19 protein-coding genes and 2 pseudogenes are annotated in these 20,765 nt (G+C 72.3%); 11 read left to right on the top strand and 10 right to left on the bottom strand.

What is annotated here, in order from left to right:
* Positions 1–12 precede the first annotated feature (12 nt).
* Positions 13–1,844 (top strand): annotated as a pseudogene (locus AMO33_RS25365) (sulfite oxidase).
* A gap of 15 nt (positions 1,845–1,859) precedes the next feature.
* On the opposite strand, the gene AMO33_RS25360 reads toward AMO33_RS25365, so the two are convergent.
* The 7 genes and pseudogenes from AMO33_RS25360 to AMO33_RS25330 all read right to left on the bottom strand — a co-directional run bounded on the left by AMO33_RS25360 (position 1,860) and on the right by AMO33_RS25330 (position 9,687).
* On the bottom strand, positions 1,860–3,332 hold the full coding sequence (locus tag AMO33_RS25360) for a DHA2 family efflux MFS transporter permease subunit (RefSeq protein ID WP_060594529.1): 1,473 nt from the start codon (positions 3,330–3,332) through the stop codon (positions 1,860–1,862).
* Between the two features lie 511 nt (positions 3,333–3,843).
* Positions 3,844–3,969 (bottom strand): annotated as a pseudogene (locus tag AMO33_RS32895) (PadR family transcriptional regulator); the annotation flags it as partial.
* Positions 3,970–4,220: 251 nt separating this feature from the next.
* Positions 4,221–5,105, bottom strand: a complete 885-nt coding sequence (locus tag AMO33_RS25350; protein WP_060594528.1) for a glycine betaine ABC transporter substrate-binding protein — start codon at positions 5,103–5,105, stop codon at positions 4,221–4,223.
* 153 nt (positions 5,106–5,258) lie between these two features.
* Entirely contained in the window at positions 5,259–6,455 is a 1,197-nt protein-coding gene (locus AMO33_RS25345) for an NAD(P)-dependent malic enzyme (protein WP_060594527.1), read from the bottom strand.
* A gap of 435 nt (positions 6,456–6,890) precedes the next feature.
* Positions 6,891–8,519 carry an FAD-dependent oxidoreductase gene (locus AMO33_RS25340; RefSeq protein WP_060595147.1) on the bottom strand — a complete coding sequence of 543 codons (1,629 nt, stop codon included), beginning with the start codon at positions 8,517–8,519 and terminating at the stop codon, positions 6,891–6,893.
* 50 nt (positions 8,520–8,569) lie between these two features.
* Positions 8,570–8,791 carry a hypothetical protein gene (locus AMO33_RS25335; RefSeq protein ID WP_229434781.1) on the bottom strand — a complete coding sequence of 74 codons (222 nt, stop codon included), beginning with the start codon at positions 8,789–8,791 and terminating at the stop codon, positions 8,570–8,572.
* A gap of 41 nt (positions 8,792–8,832) precedes the next feature.
* Positions 8,833–9,687 carry a PHP domain-containing protein gene (locus tag AMO33_RS25330; protein ID WP_060594525.1) on the bottom strand — a complete coding sequence of 285 codons (855 nt, stop codon included), beginning with the start codon at positions 9,685–9,687 and terminating at the stop codon, positions 8,833–8,835.
* Positions 9,688–9,749: 62 nt separating this feature from the next.
* Between AMO33_RS25330 and corA the strand changes: the two genes are divergently transcribed.
* On the top strand, positions 9,750–10,817 hold the full coding sequence (gene corA / locus AMO33_RS25325; protein ID WP_060594524.1) for a magnesium/cobalt transporter CorA: 1,068 nt from the start codon (positions 9,750–9,752) through the stop codon (positions 10,815–10,817).
* Here corA and AMO33_RS25320 read toward each other — a convergent pair.
* The 3 genes from AMO33_RS25320 to AMO33_RS25310 all read right to left on the bottom strand — a co-directional run bounded on the left by AMO33_RS25320 (position 10,814) and on the right by AMO33_RS25310 (position 12,898).
* Complete coding sequence (locus tag AMO33_RS25320) at positions 10,814–11,389, bottom strand: suppressor of fused domain protein (RefSeq protein ID WP_011211249.1); 576 nt, start codon at positions 11,387–11,389, stop codon at positions 10,814–10,816. The two genes, corA and AMO33_RS25320, sit on opposite strands and share 4 nt — an antisense overlap.
* 3 nt (positions 11,390–11,392) lie before the next feature.
* Positions 11,393–11,887 carry a general stress protein gene (locus AMO33_RS25315; RefSeq protein ID WP_011211250.1) on the bottom strand — a complete coding sequence of 165 codons (495 nt, stop codon included), beginning with the start codon at positions 11,885–11,887 and terminating at the stop codon, positions 11,393–11,395.
* Between the two features lie 63 nt (positions 11,888–11,950).
* Positions 11,951–12,898, bottom strand: coding sequence for an HpcH/HpaI aldolase/citrate lyase family protein (locus AMO33_RS25310; RefSeq protein WP_060594523.1), 948 nt, complete (start codon positions 12,896–12,898; stop codon positions 11,951–11,953).
* 54 nt (positions 12,899–12,952) lie between these two features.
* Between AMO33_RS25310 and AMO33_RS25305 the strand changes: the two genes are divergently transcribed.
* The 9 genes from AMO33_RS25305 (at position 12,953) to AMO33_RS25270 (ending at position 20,741) form a co-directional block, all read left to right on the top strand.
* The gene (locus AMO33_RS25305; RefSeq protein ID WP_060594522.1) at positions 12,953–14,233 is read left to right on the top strand and encodes a magnesium transporter MgtE N-terminal domain-containing protein; all 1,281 of its coding nucleotides are present in this window, start codon (positions 12,953–12,955) and stop codon (positions 14,231–14,233) included.
* A gap of 41 nt (positions 14,234–14,274) precedes the next feature.
* The gene (locus AMO33_RS25300; protein WP_228802710.1) at positions 14,275–14,826 is read left to right on the top strand and encodes a DUF1003 domain-containing protein; all 552 of its coding nucleotides are present in this window, start codon (positions 14,275–14,277) and stop codon (positions 14,824–14,826) included.
* A 142-nt stretch (positions 14,827–14,968) separates the two neighbouring features.
* On the top strand, positions 14,969–16,393 hold the full coding sequence (locus AMO33_RS25295; protein WP_261307347.1) for a lytic transglycosylase domain-containing protein: 1,425 nt from the start codon (positions 14,969–14,971) through the stop codon (positions 16,391–16,393).
* A gap of 231 nt (positions 16,394–16,624) precedes the next feature.
* Positions 16,625–17,467, top strand: coding sequence for a lytic transglycosylase domain-containing protein (locus AMO33_RS25290; RefSeq protein ID WP_060595146.1), 843 nt, complete (start codon positions 16,625–16,627; stop codon positions 17,465–17,467).
* 19 nt (positions 17,468–17,486) lie between these two features.
* Complete coding sequence (locus AMO33_RS25285; RefSeq protein ID WP_011211256.1) at positions 17,487–18,623, top strand: Mrp/NBP35 family ATP-binding protein; 1,137 nt, start codon at positions 17,487–17,489, stop codon at positions 18,621–18,623.
* A 6-nt stretch (positions 18,624–18,629) separates the two neighbouring features.
* The gene (locus tag AMO33_RS25280; protein WP_060594519.1) at positions 18,630–19,013 is read left to right on the top strand and encodes a DivIVA domain-containing protein; all 384 of its coding nucleotides are present in this window, start codon (positions 18,630–18,632) and stop codon (positions 19,011–19,013) included.
* Complete coding sequence (locus tag AMO33_RS25275) at positions 19,010–19,636, top strand: DNA-3-methyladenine glycosylase I (RefSeq protein WP_060594518.1); 627 nt, start codon at positions 19,010–19,012, stop codon at positions 19,634–19,636. The genes AMO33_RS25280 and AMO33_RS25275 overlap by 4 nt, the downstream gene beginning before the upstream one ends.
* 102 nt (positions 19,637–19,738) lie before the next feature.
* Positions 19,739–19,906 carry a DUF3117 domain-containing protein gene (locus AMO33_RS30695; RefSeq protein ID WP_011211259.1) on the top strand — a complete coding sequence of 56 codons (168 nt, stop codon included), beginning with the start codon at positions 19,739–19,741 and terminating at the stop codon, positions 19,904–19,906.
* Positions 19,893–20,741 (top strand): putative RNA methyltransferase, encoded by an 849-nt coding sequence (locus tag AMO33_RS25270; RefSeq protein WP_076573911.1) that lies wholly within the window; start codon positions 19,893–19,895, stop codon positions 20,739–20,741. The genes AMO33_RS30695 and AMO33_RS25270 overlap by 14 nt, the downstream gene beginning before the upstream one ends.
* The last annotated feature ends 24 nt before the right edge of the window (positions 20,742–20,765 follow it).

The following is a 20,765-nucleotide window of genomic DNA, read 5'->3' as shown; positions in this document are numbered from 1 at the left end:
TAGGCTCGCGGCATGGTACTGCGGTGGCGGATCGCCGCCGGGCTGGTGAGCGCGGGGCTGGCGCTCGCCCTGGCCGAACTCCTCGCGGCCCTGCTGCGGCCGGGTAGCGCGCCGCCCTACGTACTGGGCGCCGCGGTGGTCGACCACACCCCGGACGGGCTGCGCGAGTGGGCGATCCAGACCTTCGGCACCGCCGACAAGGCCGTGCTGTTCCTCGTCATGGGCGCGGCCGCGGTCCTGCTCGCCGGGGTCGCGGGCGCCGTCGAACGCGACCGACGGGCGTTCGGATCGGCGCTGTTCGCGCTGTTCGGCGCGGTCGCGGCGGTGCTCGCCGCCGACCGGTACGGTCTGCTCGCCGCGGTGCCGACGCTGCTGGGCGTGGGCGCGGGGATCGGGGCGTTGCGCTCGTTCGCGCGGCGGATCGACGCGGCAGCCGCGGCCGGAGCCGGTGCGCGCGGCGCGGAGACCGGGCAGCACGGGCCGGGCGCGTCGGCGTCTCGGCGCCGGCCGGACGAGCAGGCGCCCGATGTGCGACACCCCACCGGCCCGGTGGACGACACCCGCGGCGAGGCAGGATCACAGCCGCGCCGGACACCCGCCGCACAGCCCGGGCGCAGCGACACCGGCCTCTCGGGACCATCGCGCGACGAGACGCACCGACCCGATCCGGCCCCCGGCCGACTCCCGCGTCGTACGCCTGCGCCGGAGTCCCAGCCGAGGGCGGCGGGCACCTGGAGAGAATCGCGCGGGACGCGGCACGAGCGGGGTCTCGCAGCCGCCGACCGCCGAGAACTGTTGCGCGGCCTGGTCATCGCCGGTGGTGCGGCGGTGGCGGCGGGCGCGGCGGGCCGGGTGCTCGCGGTGCGGCGGGGGATGTGACGCAGGAACGGGCGGCGGTGCAGCTGCCCGCGCCGGGTGAGCCGCCGGTGGCGATCGACCCGGCGGCCGATCTGCGGGTGCCCGGGCTGACCCCGTACCTGACGAGCGCCGACGACTTCTACCGCATCGACACCGCCCTGGTGTTGCCGCAGGTGTCGGTGCGGGATTGGTCGTTGCGGATCCACGGGCTGGTCGAACGCGAGATCCGGATCGGCTGGGACGACCTGGCCCGGCGCACCGCGGTGGAACGGCTGGTCACGCTGACCTGCGTGTCCAATCCGGTCGGCGGCGACCTGGTCGGCAACGCGCTGTGGCGGGGATATCGCCTCGACGAACTGCTGGCCGAGGCGGGCCCGCTGCCCGAGGCCGACATGGTGCTCTCGCGCAGCAAGGACGGCTGGACGGCGGGCACGCCCCTGGCGGTGCTGACCGACGGACGCGACGCGCTGCTGGCGATCGGCATGAACGGCGAACCGCTGCCGGTGCGGCACGGCTACCCGGCCCGGTTGGTGGTGCCCGGCCTCTACGGATACGTCTCGGCGACCAAGTGGGTGACCGAACTGGAGGTCACCCGGTTCGATCGCGCCACCGCGTACTGGACCCGCCGCGGCTGGTCGGCCCTCGGCCCGATCAAAACCGGCACCCGCATCGACACACCCGGCCCGCGCTCGCGCCCGAGCCCCGGCCCGGTGCCGGTCGCCGGAGTCGCGTGGGCACAGCATCGCGGCATCGCGGCGGTCGAGGTGCAGGTCGACGGCGGGCCCTGGCAGCAGGCCCGCCTGTCCGCCGAGCAATCGGTGGACACCTGGCGGCAGTGGGTCTACGACTGGGACGCCACGCCCGGACCGCACACCCTGCGCGCCCGCGCCACCGACGGCACCGGCGCGGTCCAGACCGCCGAGGTCGCCGACGTCCTGCCGGACGGCGCGACCGGTTATCCGAGCGTCACCGTGCGGGTGAGCTGACCACCGCCGCGCCGGTCAGGCGGAGACGGCGTCCGCGGCGGTGGGCTGATCGGCCGTGGTGCGCGGGCCGTGGCCGATGAACAGCGCCGAGGCAAGCACGCCGATGAGCAGGACGGCGGCGGGCAGGATCATCGATTCCGACAGCGCCGCGCTGAATTCGTCGAGCACATGCGGCGGGATCGGGCCCTGACCGACGCCGCCTTCGGCGACCCGGCCGCCGCCGAGCCCGTGCGCCGACATCCGGGACGCGATCAACGCGCTGATCGCCGCGCTGCCGAGCACCGAACCGACCTGGCGGGTGGTGTTGTAGATGCCCGAGCCCGCGCCCGCCTGCTGCACCGGCAGGTTGTGCGTCGCGGTGGCCGCCAGCGGGCCCCAGATGCAGGCGTTGGCGAAACCGGCGAAGCCCGCCGACACCAGGAACAGGACCAGCTCCGAGTCCGGCGTCATGATCGCCGCCCACCAGAAGATCACCGCGGCGAACAACGCGAACCCGATGGTGGGCAGGATGCGCGGCGCGAGCCGGTCGGCGAAGCGGCCGAGGACCGGCGCCGCGAAACCGGTGACGACCGCCATCGGCGCCAGTACCAGCGCCGACTTGGTCGGCGACATGTCGCGCACCGCCTGGAGGTAGAAGTAGACCGGCACCATCAATCCGGTCACGGCCGCGCCCATGGCGGCGATGGCGATGTTGGACAGCGCGAAGTTGCGGACCCGGAACAGTCCGAGCGGGACCAGTGGCTCGCCGGTGTTGCGCGCCTGGTTGACCACGAACAGCCCCAGCACCACGATGCCCGCGGCGATCAGCAGCCAGATGCGCACCGACCAGTCGTAGGTGTTGCCCTCCTGGATGCCGAACACCAGCAGGAACATGCCGAGTCCGCTGAGCACGACGCCGGGGATGTCGAACTTGTGCTCGTGGGTGGGCAGGGCGGGCACCAGCCACACCGCCAGCGCGAAGGCGAGCACGCCGACCGGCACGTTGACGATGAAGATCCACTCCCAGCTCAGGCCGTCCACCAGCACGCCGCCGAGGATCGGCCCGACCAGGGTGGCCAGGCCCGCGACGCCGCCCCAGAGCCCCATCGCGGCGCCGCGCTTGTCCGGCGGGAAGGTGCGGGTGATCACCGCCATCGTCTGCGGGGTCATCAGCGCCGCGCCGAGGCCCTGCACGGCGCGCGCGGCGATCAGCATCTCGATGCTGTTCGACATGCCGCACCACAGCGAGGCAGCGGTGAACACGGCCAGACCGGCCAGGTAGATGTTCTTGGGGCCGAAGCGGTCACCGAGGCGGCCGGTGATGAGCAGCGGCACGGCGTAGGTGAGCAGGTAGGCGCTGGTCACCCAGATGACCTGGGAGATGTCGGCGCCGAGGTCGGTCATGATCGCCGGGTTGGCGACCGCGACGATGGTCATGTCCAACAGGATCATGAAGAAGCCGACGACCAGCGCGAACAGCGCCAGCCACGGATTGCGTTGGGTCGACACGGAAGTGCTTCCTATCTGGGGGCGATCGGAACGATCGAGGGGGACGGCGGCTGGGCGGCGTGCGCGCGGCGCGGCGCCGGGGCGGGTCGGCCTCGTCGCCGTCCCACGGGGTGGCCGGCGCGGGCGTGCGGCGCGCGCCGGTCGGCTCGAACTCCTCCCAGGCCGGCTCGCCCGCGGCGAGCTCGGCGGTGAAGCCGGCCAGCCAGTCCCGCTGCGCCCGCACGGTCGCGCGCAGGTACGGCAGGACGAGCCAGTAGCGCCGGGCGATGCCCTTGCGCTCGGCCCAGGCGATCATCGCGTCCAGATCGGCCAGGTAGTGGTCGAGGTGGGCGATGCGCTCACCCAGCAGGGCGAGCACCTCCTCGGCGGGCAGGTTGTGTGCCTCGGCGAGGGCGAGCGGGAACTCGGGGTACTCGGGCACCGGGGCACGCAGGATGTCGGTGATCCGGTCGCGCAGCGCGGCGCGGCCCCGCGGAGTGATGCGATAGGTGGTGCGCTCGGGACGGTTGCCCGCACGGTCCACGCCCTCGGCGCGCACCAGTTCCTGATCGGCCAACCGCGCCACCGTGTGGTAGAGCGAGCCGGGGCGGACCTTGACCAGCATGTCCTCCCGGCGCTCGATCAGCGTCTGATACATCTCGTAGGGATGCATGGGCCGCTCCTCGAGCAGCGCGAGCACCGAGACCGCCAGTGCGGTCGGCTTGCCGCGCCCCTGCCCCATTCTCGCCACCTTCCGTCTCGTCCGCGCCGGATGCGCCACCGATCATTCCGCGGTCAACCGACATACTCCACACGAAATACTCCACGTGGAATATACGGCGACGGTGGATGCGGCGACAAGGGGACTGACTGTGATCCAGGCCTCGCGCCCCGGCGGCGATGCGTCGATCAGAGTCCGTGCGCGTCGAGCCACTGGCGGGCCGACTCGGCAGGGGCGCTGCCGGTGCCGACGGCGCGGACCAGCTCGACGAGTTCCGCGGTGGTCAGCTCACCCGCGACGTAGTTGAGTTTCCGCGTCCGCTGGTCGTCGAGCACGCCCTTGCGCAGCAGGGGGACGACGTTCTCCGCGCGCACCGCGAAGTCCTCGTCCGCGAGCACGGTCAGTCCCTCGGCGGCGGGGACGAGTTCGGGCGGGCCGGTCAGGACGCCGACGCCGACCACGCCGGCGCGCAACGCCTGCACCAGCGCCTCCGGTGACGGGAAGGAGGTGACGGCGGCGAACTCGCACCCCGCCACCCGGATCGCGGCGCCGGGGGGCAGCAGGCCGGGCACCGTCGCGACACCGGCCGTGGTCGCCGGGCAGCGCGGGATCAGCGCGCGCACCGAGTCGAGGCCGTCACGACGAGCCGCCACCGGCTCGACGAGCAGGCGGGGGCGCAGGTCGGCGCTCTCGGCCGGGTCGGCGACCACCACTCCCTCGGGCAGGGAACGATTCAGCGCGGTGCCGACCTCGGCCGGAGTCGTGGCCTCCGCGGTGCCGTCGAACGCCGCGAGCAGCGCACCGGTGTGCTCGCCGACCAGTCCGACGGCGCCCGCGTCCAGCGCGGCCAGCGTGCCCGCCCGGTCCCCCAGTCCGGTCCGCACCCGCACGGGCAGGCCGGTGCGGGCGAGCGCGCCCGCGTAAATCTCGGCCAGCACCCGGGATTCGGCGCTGTCCCCCGCGCCGACCACGAACACCGGTTCGTCCTCGGCGCTCCCGCACGACACCGCGAACACCGCCAGCGCGGCGACGAGCATCCGGGCGAGCACCCGCCGCGGCGCGGTGGAAGGCATACGGCGACACCAACTCTCCGTAGTCGGGAACGGCCAAGGACCCGCCCGGCCGGGGACGGGCTCGTGCAGAATCTACCGCCGCCCGGCCCGGACAGCACCGAGGCGCCTCGCTCACCATCGAGCGGGGCGCCTCGTTCCGTGCGTATTCAGCTGTTACGCAACGCCTTCCGCACGAGCGGCGGCCGCGACGGCCTCGGCCACGGCCGGGGCGACCCGCGGGTCGAGCGGGCTGGGCACGATCTTGTCCGGGCCGAGCTCGTCGGCGACCACACCGAGGATGGCCTCCGCGGCGGCGATCTTCATGCCCTCGGTGATGCGGCGCGCGCCCGCGTCGAGCGCGCCCTTGAACACGCCGGGGAACGCGAGCACGTTGTTGATCTGGTTCGGGAAGTCGCTGCGCCCGGTGGCCACGATGGCCGCGTACTTGCGCGCCACCTCGGGGTGGATCTCCGGGTCCGGGTTGGACATCGCGAACACGATCGACTCCGGCGCCATCGAAGCGATCAGCTCCTCGGCGATCAGGCCCGCCGACAGGCCGAGGAACACGTCCGCGCCCGCGAGTGCCTCGGCGGCGCCGCCGACCAGCCCGCGCGGGTTGGTGCGCGCGGCCAGCTCGGCCTTGACCGCGTTGAGGTCACCACGCTCACGGCTGAGGATGCCCTTGGAGTCCAGCACCGTCACATCGGCGACACCGGCGGCCAGCAGGATGTTGGTGCACGCGACACCCGCCGCGCCCGCGCCCGACACCACGACCTTGAGGCCCTCGATGCTGCGGCCCTGCACCTTGGCCGCGCCGTTGAGGGCGGCCAGCACCACGATCGCGGTGCCGTGCTGGTCGTCGTGCATGACCGGGCAGTCGAGGGCTTCGATGACCCGCTTCTCGATCTCGAAGCAGCGCGGCGCGGAGATGTCCTCCAGGTTCACCGCACCGAAGCTGGGGCGCAGCCGGATCAGGGTCTCGACGATCTCGTCGACGTCCTTGGTGTCCAGCACGATCGGGATCGAGTCCAGCCCGGCGAACTTCTTGAACAGCGCGGCCTTGCCCTCCATCACCGGCAGCGAGGCGCGCGGGCCGATGTCACCGAGGCCGAGCACCGCGGTGCCGTCGCTGACGACGACGACCAGTCGGTCGGTCCAGGTGTAGCGCTTGGCGAGCGCCTCGTCCTGCGCGATCGCGCGGCTGACCTGCGCGACGCCGGGGGTGTAGGCGATGGACAGGTCGCGCTGTGTCTCCAGCGGTGCGGAGAGTTCGACCGAGAGCTTGCCCCCGAGGTGTCCGGCGAAAATTTCGTCGTGGGTGATTTCGGACAAACTCGCGGTGGCATTCGGTGCGTCAGTCACAGGTGACACGATTTCACTCCTGCTCGGGTCGGGCTCAACCGGGGGACGGTTACCGCCGGGTAGTTGATTTGTGATGCTTGTTACCGCTCATCGGGCGCGCCGACCGGGACGTTTCGTCGTCGCGAACCGCACGAAAAAACGGTCACGGGAAATGTCGAGAGGTGGCGCTGCACTGATCGCGGAGCGGGAGCCGGACGGGTGGGTCCGGACGGAACAGACAGGGTGATCCTCGCTGCGACGGTACGTCGGGCGGCGGGGTCACCGGGATTCACGAACCCGGCGGTGGCGTAGGTACGGAATCCGCAACATTCTGCCAGCCGAGCAGACGACTTGCCAAACCGGTGTGTCGGATCCCGGTTGCTCGCCATGCTTGGAGCCTAGAACCGCGGAATTACCTCCGGGTTAGGGGAAACTCGCCGCCGCCGCAGGCGCACCGGTGAGCTGTCACAACGGCACCGCGCCGCCGGGCGTGAGGCCGGGACCGCTCGACCCGCGCACGCGCGCCGAACGCGGGGTGGTGCTGCCCCGGCCGCGACCGGTCTCGCGCGCGGCGGGCGGGCGCTCGCGCTCGACCCGGATCTCGTCGAGTCCGCCGACCAGCAGCCGGACCCGCCAGTCCGGCGCGGCGCCCGGATGATCGGTCCTGCGGTGCATCCCCCGGCTCTCGGTGCGCGCGAGCGCGGCGTGGTCGGCCCAGCGCGCGACGGCCAGCAGCGCGGCGGCCTCGCGGGCGCGGACCCGCCCGTGCCCGTACCCGCCGAGTTCGAAGCGGGCGCCCGGCCACAGCGCGTCGAGTTCGGCGATGCTGTCGCGCAGGCTGTCGGCGCTGCGCAGATAGCTGCGCCGCAAGGGCAGCGTGTGCTCCTGCACCAGGCCGACCACGGCGCGCGGATCCAGGTTCGCCCGGGCGGCCAGCCCGGCGCCGGGCACGGGGAACGCCGCGGCGGGGATGCCGCGGCCGCGCGCGTATCCGGCCGCCGCCGCGCCCGCCCACGCGCCGGAGGCGATGGCCCAGGCGGCGTGGTGGCCGCCCGATCCGCTCACCGCGCCGCTGATCTGTTCCCGGTCGGCGACGTCGCCCGCGGCATACAGCCCCGCCACCGTGGTCGCGCAGTCGGTGCCGGTGAGGCGCAGGCCACCGGTACCGCGCACGGTGCCCTCCAGCACCGCCCGCACCGGCACCCGGCCCGCCGCGTCGATGAGGCCGAGGCGTTCGAGCCGTTCGCGGGTGGCGACGAGCAGCCCGGCGGGCAGCGCGTAGACCCGCCTGCCGTCGGCCAGGGCGGCCAGCGCCGCGGACCGGTGCCCCGCGAGCGGCGCGCCGTCCTCGTCCACCAGGGTGGCCGACCGCAACGCCGGTTGCAGCGCCCGCGCCGACCGCAGCACCGGCCCGGCCGGATGCGCGGCCACGGCCAGGCCGTAGCCGCAGGAGAACTCCATGCCCGACAGCCGCGCCCCCGCCTCGGCCGCCATCAGCAGCCCCTCGCCGGTGGCGCCCGCGGTGCCCGCCGCGCCGGAGCCGAACGCGCAGCCGCCGGTGGCCAGGACCACCGCCCCCGCGCGGGCGGTCCACGGCCGGCACCGGTCGCCGGTGCGCACGCCCGCCGCGCCGGCGACCACGCCGTCGCGGTCGGTCAGCAGGTGCAGGGCCGGATGACGGTCGAGCACCCGCACGCCGAGCAGCCGCAGCGTGCGTCGCAGCAACCGCGGGTAGCGGGCGCCGTCCAGGTGTGCGAGGGCGGGCGTCGCGGAACGCCGCGCGCCGGGCACCCGGTATCCCCACCGGGTCAATTCCGTTGTCCGACGGTATGTTTCGTCGAGCACGCGATGCATCCAGGTGGGATCGCCGAGGCCGCCGCCGTGCAGCAGGGTGCGCCGCACCGCCTCCTCGCGACCGGGACCGGGCGGCAGGTTCCACAGCGTGTGCACACCCTCGGCAGCCGGACCGCTGCCCGCGCACCGCGCCTTGTCGACGAGCACCACCGCGGCACCGCTCGCCGCCGCCGAGAGGGCCGCCCAGATCCCGGCGGGGCCACCGCCCAGGACCAGCACGTCCGTCTCGATATCGGTCATGATCGAAATGTTCGGCCACAATTCACCGGGCCGCAACCATTATCGAACTGTCAACTCCACCACTGTGTCCACAGCAATAATGCCGCGACCGCGAAAACGATCGTGCTCGCGAAAAAGGCACGCACGCCGGTGGTTCTGTCCGAAAACAATTGCGCCGCCACGGCGACGATCGCGACCACGATGTGCCACCGCACCGATTCGGCTCCGGGGCCGGGAAATCCGCGTTGCCCGCCGATCACCGACGCCCCGACCACCACCAGCGCCAGCAGCACCGTACCCGCCGCGACCACCCCGCTGAGCGCGCGGACCGGTCTCACGAGACGACCACCGGCACACCCGTCGCCCGCGCCACCAACCGCTCGAACTGCTCGGGGTCGGTGGTGAATTCACCGAGCCGGATGGTCTTGTTGGTGCCGTGGTAGTCCGAGGACCCGGTGGTGATCAGGTCCAGTTCGGCGGCGAGGTCGGTCAGCAGCGCCCGGTCGGCGGCCGAGTGGTCCGGGTGGTCGATCTCGAGACCGCCGAGCCCGAGCCCGGCCAGTTCGCGGATGTCGTCGAGTGCCAGCAGGCGGCCGCGCTTGCGGGCCCTGGTGTGCGCGAGCACGCTGACGCCGCCCGCCGCCGCGATCATCCGCACCGCGCGGTGCAGCGGCGTGTCGGCCTTCTCGGCGTAGTAGCGGCCGTGCGGGGCGAGCAGGTCGGTGAAGGCGGCATCCACCGTCGGCACCACCCCCGCGGCGACCAGCGCCCTGGCCAGATGCGGGCGGCCTGCCGAAGGACCGGCCGAGGCCAGCACCGCGTCCGGGTCGATCGGCAGCCCGTCGGCGGCCATCCGTTCGGCCATCGCCCGCAGCCGCTCGACCCGCTCGGCCCGCAGCCGCTCCCGCTCCTCGGCGAAGGACCGGTCGGCCGGATCGAACAGGTAGGCCAGCAGGTGCACCGGCACCGGCCAGCCGTCCTCACCCAGCCCGATACACGACATCTCCATCCCGCGCACCAGCGTCATGCCCTGCGGCAGCGCCGCGACGGCCTCCGCCCAGCCGGAGGTGGTGTCGTGGTCGGTGATCGCCACGACGTCGAGCCCGGCCGCGGCGGCGTGGCGCACGAGTTCGGCCGGTGTGTCGGTGCCGTCGGAGGCGGTCGAGTGGGTATGCAGGTCGATGCGCACGCATCCAGTCTTACAGTGCATGATCATCGGCCCGCACCCCCGGCCGACGTAGCATCGTCGGCGTGCCCTCCCTCCCGTCGTTCCGTGGCCCCGGCCGCCCACCCGCGCCGCTGCCGCGCATTCCGGTGCCGACCGCGCGCGCCATCGTCGACTGCGGGGTCTACGTGGACGGCGCCCGCATCCCCGGCCGCTTCTCCCACGCCGAGGCGCTGGCCGAGGTGCGCGCACGCGGCACCGGTTTCGTGTGGATCGGCCTGCACGACCCGGACGAGGCGCAGATGGGCGACATCGCCGCGACCTTCGGCCTGCATCCGCTGGCGGTGGAGGACGCCGTGCATGCCCACCAGCGCCCCAAACTGGAGCGCTACGACGACACCCTGTTCCTGGTGCTGCGCACGGTCAGCTATGTCCCGCACGAGATGAACAGCATCAGCGAGATCGTGGAGACCGGCGACATCATGGTCTTCGCTGCCGCCGATTTCGTGATCACCGTCCGGCACGGCGAGCACACCGGTCTCGCCGGCGTGCGCCGCGACCTGGAATCCCGGCCGCAGCAACTCGCGTTGGGGCCGGGCGCGGTCCTGCACGCGGTGGCCGACCACGTCGTGGACGCCTACATCGATGTGGCGGCACTGGTGGAGAACGACATCGACGAGATGGAGGAGGCCGTCTTCACCCCGCGGGACCAGGTGACCATCGAAACCATCTATCAGCTCAAGCGCGAGGTGGTGGAGCTGCGCCGGGCGGTGAACCCGCTCCAGGCGCCGTTGCAGCAACTCGCGGAGAAGACCGATCTGCCGCTGCCCAAGGAAGTGCGCCGCTACCTGCGCGACGTGCTCGACCACCACATACTCGTCGCCGAGCGGATCGCCGACTTCGACGAATCACTGAGCGAACTCGTGAGCGCGGCGCTGGCCAAGATCAGCGTTCAGCAGAACACCGACATGCGCAAGATCTCGGCCTGGGTCGCGATCGCGGCGGTGCCGACGATGATCGCGGGCATCTACGGCATGAACTTCGAGCACATGCCGGAGTTGAAGCAGACCTGGGGCTATCCGGCGGTGTGGATCGTGATCCTGAGCGTCTGCGGCGCGCTGTATGTCACCTTCCACCGCAACAACTGGCTCTAGAGCGAGGCCGCGCCCCGGTTCGGGTCGCGCACGTCGATACCGGCCTCGGCCCAGGCGTCGCGCAGTGCCTGCGCACCGCGGACCCGCACCCACGCCGCCTCCGTGGCCGTCACCGGGGTGACCGCGAGGCAGCGCACCGGATCGGCGGGCTCGGGCAGCACCACGTCGGGCACCGCGCTCTCGCCCAGCAGGGCGGCGGTGAACACCGAGCCCTGCCACATCGGTTCGCCGAGATCGAGCAGCGCGTCGGGCTGCAGCACCACACCCTCCACCGCCGGGCTGGCCACCAGCACACCCAGTGACTTCGGCAGGCCGGGCAGCGCACTCGCCCGCAGCGTCAGCACCAGTTCGGCCCGCGGCCCGCGCACCGGGTCGGCGACGAGATCGGCCGGGTCGCCCATCGGATGACGCGCGCCGCCCAGCGTCACGTAGTGCACGAGATCCCCGTCGGGGATTCGCAGGATGTCGATCGGCTCCAGGCCGAGGAAGGTGACCGACGCCGAGTCCACGCGCGCGCCGTCCACGCCGAAGTGGTCCAGCACCGCGGTGCGGACCCGCTCGAGCACGTCCATCGATCAGATCGCCAACCGGGCCAGCATGTCCCGCGCCTGCTCGGCGGTCTTCGGGTTGCACAGCACGTCGTAGCGCCCGGCCACCAGCTGCATGCTGGACGCGAAATCGCGCTGCCCCCTGGTCGCGGCGTACGGGATCGAGGTGGAGATGACGCCGAAGATGATGCCGCCGACCAGGCCCACCGCCAGCGGGCCGAGGGCGCCGCCGGTGGTGAACAGGCTCAGCAGCAGGCCGAGGAACAGGCCGAGCCACGCGCCCGAGACCACGCCCCCGCCGATCACCTTGGCCCAGGTGAGCCGGTACAGCACCCGCTCGACCTGCATCAGGTCCACACCGACGATGGTGACGTCCTGGACCGGGAACTGGTTGTCGGCCAGGTAGTCCACCGCCCGCTGCGCCTCGGCGTAGGTGGGGTAGGACCCGACCGGCCAGCCCGACGGCGGGGTGGGCAGACCCGTCGCCCGCGGGTTGTTCGCGTTCCCCAGTGGGTTCGTCATAGGTCCATTATGGGCGCAGGCCCGTCGCCCGCGGTGGTGCAGGCGGTGATCGGGGTGTCCGATTCAGTCCCGGGGCGGGGTGAACGCGGTGGTGCGCCGCATCCCGGCCGCGCGCCCCTTCTCCGCGATGACGGCCGCCATCTTGGCGCTCGCCTCGTCGATCATCTCCTCGCCGAGCATCACCGCGCCGCGGGCACCGCCCGCGCCGGAGGTGTAGTAGGCGTAGGCCTCGAGGATCTCCTCGGCGCGGTCGTAATCGGCCTGGCGCGGGCTGAAGATCTCGTTGGCGGCCTCGATCTGGGTGGGGTGCAGCACCCATTTGCCGTCGAAGCCGAGCGCGGCGGTGCGGCCGGCGGCGCGGCGGAAGCCGTCGAGATCGCGGATCTGCAGGTACGGCCCGTCGATCGCCTGCAACCCGTGCGCCCGGGCGGTGAGCAGGATGGTCATCAGGATGTGGTGGTAGGCGTCGCCGGTGTCGTAGCCCTCCGGCTGCTCGCCGACCACCAGCGTGCGCATGTTGATGCTGGCCATGAAATCGGCGGGCCCGAAGACCAGCGCCTGCACGCGCGGGCTCGCGGTGGCGATCTCGTCGATGTTGCGCAGGCCGAGGGCGTTCTCCAGCTGCGGTTCGATGCCGATGCGGCCGACCTCGAGCCCGCAGGTGCGCTCGAGCTGGCTCAACAGCAGATCCAGCGCCCGCACCTGACCGGCGTCGGTGACCTTGGGCAGCAGGACGGCATCGAGCGCCGCGCCCGCGCCCTCCACCACGGTGATGACGTCGCTGTAGGTCCACTGAGTGGTCCAGTCGTTGACCCGCACCACCCGCAGCTGCCCGCCCCAGCCCGGCTCGTTCAGCGCCGCCACGATGTTGGCCCGCGCCGCGGCCTTGGCGACCGGCGCGACGGCATCCTCCAGATCGAGGAACACCTCGTCGACGGGCAGTCCCTTGGCCTTCTCGATCATCTTCGGATTGCTGCCTGGCACGGCCAGGACCGAGCGGCGTGGCTTCATAAACCCTCCTGTGTCACGGCGACCACCGGCCCGCAAACCTCTAGCCTGGCAAGCATGGCAGCTACCAGGGTGTACGTCGCCAGGCTCGCCGGCCTGGTGGTGCTGGGACCGGACGGCGAGTCTATCGGCCGGGTGCGCGACGTCGTCGTCGCCGTCCGCTACGACCGCCAGCAACCCCGCGTACACGGCCTCGTCGTCGAATTGCCGAGCAGGCGCCGCATTTTCGTGCCGATGTTGCGGGTCACCTCGATCGAGCCGGGCATGATCACGCTCAACACCGGCACGGTGAGCCTGCGCCGGTTCCAGCAACGCCCCGGCGAAATGCTCGCGCTGGCACAGATCGTCGACTCCAAGGTGCGCGTCGACGACCCGGATCTGCCCGACCTCACCGGCGTCGACGTGTTCGTCGTCGACCTGGGCATCGAACGGACCCGCACCAGGGACTGGGTGGTGTCGCGGGTCGCGGTGCGCGGGCACCGCAGGATCGGGCGCAGGCGCGCGGTGCACGTGGTGGACTGGCAGGCGGTCACCGGTCTCACGCCCTACGAGCTGGGCAGGCCGGGACAGGACGTCACCCAGTTGCTCGGCCAGTTCGAGGGGCTGCGCGCGGCCGACGTCGCGCACCTGTTGCGCGAGCTGCCGGAGAAGCGCCGCATCGAGGTCGCCGAGGCGCTCGACGACGAGCGCTTGGCCGACGTGGTGCAGGAGCTGCCCGACGACGACCAGGTCGACCTGCTCGGCCACCTCGAGGTGCGCCGGGCCGCCGACGTGCTCGAGGCGATGGATCCCGACGACGCGGCCGACCTGCTGGGCGAGCTGCCCACCGGGGAACGGGAATCGCTGCTGGCGCTGATGGACCCGGAGGAGTCCGAGCCGGTGCGCAGGCTGCTCGAGCACTCCCCCGACACCGCGGGCGGCCTGATGACCACCCGCCCGGTGGTGCTGACGCCCGCCACCACGGTGGCCGAGGCGCTGGCCCGGGTGCGCAATCCGGATCTCACCCCGGCGCTGGCCTCGATCGTGTTCGTGGTGCGCCCGCCGACGGCCACCCCCACCGGCCGGTACCTGGGTTGCGTGCACATCCAGCAGTTGCTGCGCGAGCCGCCCGCGCACCTGGTGGGCGGGCTGCTCGACACCGACCTGACCCCGCTGCGCCCGGACGCGACGCTCTCGGCGGTGACCCGGTACCTGGCCACCTACAACCTGGTGTGCGGCCCCGTCGTGGACGAGGAGAATCACCTGCTCGGCGCGGTGAGTGTGGACGACGTGCTCGATCACCTGCTGCCGGAGGACTGGCGGGAACAGGAACAGCGGGAGGGGGTGGCGACCCGGTGACCGACAAGACGCCGGTCGCGCGCCAGCGGCTCGAGACCCCGATGCAGAACCGCTTCCGGTTCGACTGGGACGCCGAGGCACTGGCGCGCAGCAGCGAGCGGGTGGCCCGATTCCTCGGCACCGGGCGCTATCTGGCGATCCAGACCGTGGTGGTGGTCGTGTGGATCGCGCTCAACGTGTTCGTGGTGGCGTTGCGCTGGGATCCCTACCCCTTCATCCTGCTGAATCTGGCCTTCTCCACCCAGGCCGCCTACGCCGCGCCGCTGATCCTGCTCGCCCAGAACCGCCAGGACAACCGCGACCGGGTGGCGCTGGAAGAGGACAGGATGCGGGCCGCGCAGACCAAGGCCGACACCGAGTTCCTGGCCAGGGAGCTGGCCGCGCTGCGGATCGCGGTGGGCGATGTGGCGACGCGCGACTATCTACGCCGCGAACTCGACGAGGTCCGTGAGATGCTCGACCGGATCGAAGCGGCCACCGTGGGAGACGATTCCGGTTCACGCGGCGGCAAGGCGGGTAAAGGGAATCGGAAGAAGGGTTCCGGCGGGAAGCAAGCAACAGTTCAGCTTCCCCCGCAGGCGCCCGAGGAATGAACGGAAACGCCCGACAACATACTGACTCCTGGGTAACCTGGAGTCCGTTGTCCGAAGCGCGCCGGGACGGCGGTCTCGTCCGGCCCGCTCCCACGACATAGAGGAATGGTGTGGCCGAATGCGTGTTTCTGCTCCGATAACCATGTCGGCCCTTGTCGTCGCCGGTCTGGTCGCCTCCGGTTCGGCGGCGCACAGCACCACGGCGAGCGAGCCGCCCAAGGCGCCGGAGGCGCTGCTGGCCGCCTCGACCGGCACCACCGGTGGCGGAGGCGCGGGCACCGGAAATCCGGACTCCCCTTCGGCGACCACGGTTGGCCTCTTGCCGGTCACCCCGGACAGTCCCCGCAAACTTCGAGCTATGACTCCGCCCGCCGACGGGCTGCCGCCGTTCGGCGGCACGGTCCCGCTGCGCGACATCGCCCTGCCGAACACCGGGGGCGTGCTCGGCATCCCGGAGATCGTGCTGGCCGCCTACCGCAATGCCGAACTGGCCCTGGCCTCCTCGATGCCCGGCTGCGGACTGAGCTGGAACCTGCTCGCCGGCATCGGCCGCATCGAATCCGCACACGCGAGCAGTGGCCGCACCGACGCCGCGGGCACCACCGTCTCGCCGATCTTCGGTCCCGCGCTGGACGGCACCCTGCCCGGCAACGAGATCATCAAGGCCGCCGACGGCGGCTACGTCCGGGCCGTCGGCCCCATGCAGTTCCTGCCCAGCACCTGGTCGCTGTACTCCGCCGACGGCAACGGCGACGGCGTCGCCGACCCGCACAACGTGTTCGACGCCTCGCTGGCCGCGGGCAAATACCTCTGCTCCGGGGGCCTGAACCTGCGTGATCCGCAGCAGGAACTGCGCGCGGTGCTGCGCTACAACAACTCGATGGCCTACGCCGCCGACGTGCTGAGCTGGTCGGCGGCCTACCGCACCGGCGGCACCCCGCGCCAGGTCACCGTCGACCCGAACCTCGTCCCGCCGGGCTCGGCGCCGGTCGTGGCGGCCGGTCCCGCTCCGGACATGACCGCCGTCGACACGACCATCCCGTCGACCACCGTGCCGGACAAGCCGACCGAACTGCCGCCGGGCACCACCGTCACCCCCGGTCCGACGCCGCAGGAGACGATGATCCACATCCCGGGCCTGCCGCCGATCCCGTGCGGCATCTTCTGCCCGCCGCCCAAGCCGGTGGATCCCTGTGTGCAGGCCGCGGTTCCGGCCCCGATGCCGGCGCCCGGCGCGCCCGCGCAGCCGATCGCGCCCGCGCGGGAGTTCGGCACCGCCGAGGGCGAGGCGGCGCCGGCCGCACCGGTGGAGCCGGGCAAGCCCGCGCCGCCGGACCCCGCCTGCGCCGTGCCGCAGCAGCCGGAGGCCGCGCCGCAGCTCGCCCAGACTCCGCCACCGCCTGCCCCGCCGGTCGAACAGACGCCAGCCCCGGAACCGGCGACGACACCCGCGGCACCGGCCGAACCTGCGCCTGCCGCCCCGACGCCCCCGCCTCCGCCCGGGATCACCCTGCCGTTCGGGATCGTCATCCCGCTGCCGCCCGCCCCCGCGCCGCCGCCGGCCTGAGCGGGTCCGGCGGCCGGCGGCCGAGGCGCGCAGGCAGCGCCCGGACGCGAGCCCCTTCCGTGACCCAAACCTGGTGACACATCACGAAGGCGTAACAAAAAGGTCTCGGATGCGGTAATCTCTCCTTCGTTCACGAAGGAGGCTCGCCCGACCCACCGCGCATCGGTTTCCGAATCGCGTTGTGTCGCACGAGCTTCCCCTGCCGTGTCGTTGGAGGAGGGTCACCACACCGTGGGGCGTCACCGTAAGCAATCCCCCGCGCCGGTCCGGCGCGGCTCCGTCATCGCACTCACCGGATTGGTCCCCGCGGGACTGGTCGCCTGCGCCGCGGCATCGAACCTCGACAGCGGCGAGCAGCCCGCGGTCGCGCCGCTCGCCGACGGTCAGGACGTGCTCGGCGCCGCCAACGCCGATCCCGACGAGCACCTCACCCACGCACTCGCCGCCCAGCACACCGCCACCCCGCCGGTCGTGAAAAGCGTTGCGCTGTCGAGTGATCGAGCGCCTGCCGACCTGCCCGCGGGGCCGTTGGGCATGCCCGGCATCGCCGAGGCGGCCTACCGCAACGCCGAGGAGAAACTGCACGCGGAGAACCCGCAGTGCCACATGCCCTGGACCATGCTGGCCGGTATCGGCCGGGTGGAGTCCACGCACGCGTTCGGCGGCAAGGCCGACGCCGACGGCAACCCGATCAAGCCGGTCTACGGCCCGGTGCTCGACGGCTCGCTCGCGGGCAACAACGTCATCCACGACAGCGACAACGGCGCGCTCGACGGACTCGACGGCTACGACCGCGCGGTCGGCCCGATGCAGTTCCTGCCCGAGACCTGGCAGCGCTACGCCGCCGACGGCAACGGTGACGGCATCGCCGACCCGCAGAACCTCTTCGACGCGGCGCTGACCGCGGGCAAGTACCTGTGCGACGGCAATCTGGACATGCGCGATCTCTCCCAGCAGAGCCGCGCCATCCTGCGCTACAACAACTCGATGGCCTACGTCGCGAATGTCATGGCGTGGGAGAGCGCCTACGCCACGGGGGTCGCACCGCAGCCCGCGCAGTTGCCCCGAATCTGAGACGCCTAAAATTCCCGTCATGCCAGTGGTAACGGAATCGGACGTGCGGGGCGCGCTCGCGAAGGTCGACGACCCGGAGATCCGCAAGCCGATCACCGAACTGGGCATGGTGAAAAGCGTCGCGATCGACGCCGACAGCAATGTCCATGTCGAGGTCTACCTGACGACGGCGGGTTGCCCGCTGCGCACCGAGATCACCCAGCGGGTGACCAAGGCGGTGGCCGACGTCCCCGGCGTCGGCGCGGTCTCGGTCGACCTCGACGTGATGGACGACGCGCAGCGCACCGAGCTGCGCAAACAGTTGCGCGGCGACTCGGCCGACCCGGTGATCCCGTTCGCCCAGCCCGGCTCGCTCACCCGCGTGTACGCGGTGGCCTCCGGCAAGGGCGGGGTGGGCAAGTCCAGCGTCACCGTCAACCTGGCGGCGGCGATGGCGGCGCGCGGGCTCTCGGTGGGCGTGCTCGACGCCGACATCTACGGCCACTCGGTGCCGCGCATGCTCGGCACCGACGCCCGCCCCACCCAGGTGGAGCGGATGATCATGCCGCCGATCGCGCACGAGGTGAAGGTCATCTCGATCGCGATGTTCACCCAGGGCAACACGCCCGTGGTGTGGCGCGGCCCGATGCTGCACCGGGCGCTGCAGCAGTTCCTGGCCGACGTGTTCTGGGGCGATCTCGACATCCTGCTGCTCGACCTGCCGCCGGGTACCGGCGACGTCGCGATCTCCATCGCCCAGCTGATCCCCAACGCCGAGATCCTGGTGGTCACCACCCCGCAGGCCGCGGCGGCCGAGGTCGCCGAGCGCGCGGGCTCGATCGCGTTGCAGACCCGCCAGCGCATCGCGGGCGTGGTGGAGAACATGTCGTGGCTGGACCTGCCCGACGGCACCCGGATGGAGCTCTACGGCTCCGGCGGCGGGCAACAGGTGGCCGACAGCCTGACCCGCGCGGTCGGCGCGAACGTCCCGCTGCTCGGGCAGATCCCGCTCGAGCAGGGCCTGCGCGAGGCCGGTGACGAGGGCACCCCGATCGTGCTGCGCGATCCGGACAGCCCCGCCGCGACGGCGCTGCGCGAGGTGGCCGACAAGCTGGCGGTGCGCAGACGCGGCCTGGCGGGCATGTCGCTGGGCATCGACACCACCCGGCACCTGTAGCGCGCCATGCTGACGCTGCTGGGGTACGTGCTGATCGTCGGCGTGGTCGCCGCGGTGCTGTTCCTGCTGGCGAGCGTGGTCTTCGGGCGGGGCGAGGAGCTCGGTCCGCTGCCCGAGGGCACCACCGCCACCGTGCTGCCCGCCGAGGGCATCACCGGCGCCGATGTGCGCGCGCTGCGGTTCCAGCAGGTGGTGCGCGGCTACAAGGCGGGCGAGGTGGACTGGGCGCTGGCCCGGCTGGCCGCCCGCATCGACGAACTCCAGGCCGAGCTCGCCGCGGCGCGCGAAGCGGCGGCCGGGCAGACCGCGAACCCGGTCACCACGCCGCCGGCGGTGCCGGACCGGGCCGAGCCCGCCTGGCCCGCGCCCAACGGCCGGGACCGTTCGTGACCGTCGACGACGGGCGCATCCGCTGCCCCTGGTCGCTGGCCTCCGAGCTCTATCGCGACTACCACGACTTCGAGTGGGGTGCTCCGCTGCGCGGGGTGGACGCGATGTTCGAGCGAGTGTGCCTGGAAGCGTTCCAGTCGGGCCTGGCGTGGATCACCATCCTGCGCAAGCGGGAGGGTTTCCGCCGCGCGTTCGCCGGCTTCGCCGTCGAGCGGGTCGCCGAGTTCGGTCCCGCCGATGTGGACCGGCTGCTCGCCGACCCCGGCATCGTGCGCAACCGCGCCAAGATCGACGCCGCGATCGCCAACGCCCGTGCGACGCTGGCGCTGGACGTGCCCCTCGACGAGCTGGTGTGGTCGTTCGCGCCGCAGCCGCGCCCGCGGCCGCGCAGCCTGGCCGACGTGCCCGCGACCAGTGCCGAATCCGTCGCTCTGGCAAAAGAATTGAAGCGGCGCGGCTTCCGGTTCGTCGGCCCGACCACCGCATACGCGCTGATGCAGGCGACCGGAATGGTCGACGATCACCTGGCCGACTGCTGGGTCGGCAGCACCGCGCACCGGGACGCCACCGCGATCACATTTCGAACTCAGGTATCCGTCCCGAACGGCGATAGGGAAGAATAGGACAGGTGTAGCTCACCAAATGCCGGTGGGCTACCTGGTTGGTGACAACTGTAGTTCCAAGAAAGTGCGCAGAAAACCGCGCAGATCTGGAGGGAGCAGAGGATGGCGGCCATGAAGCCCCGCACCGGGGACGGTCCCCTCGAGGCAACCAAAGAAGGGCGTGGAATCGTCATGCGGGTTCCACTCGAGGGTGGCGGGCGTCTGGTCGTCGAGCTCACGCCGGATGAAGCCGCTGCGCTGGGTGACGAACTGAAGAGTGTCACCAGCTAGTACCTCGGCCCTGGCCGATGTGGCCTGTCTGCTGGCCTGCCCCGAATGTGGGCAGGCCTTGCAGGTTCAGGAGCGGGCGCTGCGGTGCGCCCGCGGCCACAGTTTCGACATCGCCAAACAGGGATACGTCGGCCTGCTCACCGGTGCCTCGACCAAGATGACCGGTGACACGGCGGACATGTTGGACGCCCGCGCCGCCTTTCAGCGCGGGGGCCATTTCGCGCCCATCGCCGACGCGGTGGCGGCGGCGCTCCCCACGGGTGCCGCGACGCTGCTCGAGGTCGGCGCGGGCACCGGGTACTACCTCGCCCGCGCACTCGACGCCGTGCCGCGCGCCACCGGCATCGCGCTCGACGTCGCCAAACCGGCGGTGCGGCGCTGCGCCCGCGCGCACCCCCGGGCGGCGGCCGTGCTGGCCGACGCCTGGCGGGGGCTGCCGGTGCGCGACGGCGTGCTCGACGCGGTGCTCACGGTGTTCGCGCCGCGCAATCCGGCCGAGGCGGCGCGGGTGCTGGCGCCGGACGGGCGCTACCTCGTGGTGACGCCGACACCGGCTCATCTGCGCGAAGTCGTCGGCCCGCTCGGCATGGTCGGGGTCGACCCGGACAAGGACCGCCGCGTCGCGACGGCGATGGCGGGGCATTTCGACCCGGCCGAGCGCGTGGTGGTCGAGTACCCGATGGCGCTGGGCCGTGCGGACATCGCGGGGCTGGTGGGGATGGGCCCGTCCGCGCACCATCGCGACGACACCGACGCCGCGCGCCTGGCGGCGCTGCCCGACCGGATGAGCGTCACCGCCTCGGTCACCCTCGCGGTCTATCGGCCGCGGCACTGATCACGCGGCACTGATCGGCGGGCC

Origin of the sequence: Nocardia farcinica, from assembly GCF_001182745.1 — a bacterium.
Classification (GTDB): Bacteria; Actinomycetota; Actinomycetes; order Mycobacteriales; family Mycobacteriaceae; genus Nocardia; species Nocardia farcinica.
This window is presented reverse-complemented; position numbering and strand designations above follow the sequence as displayed.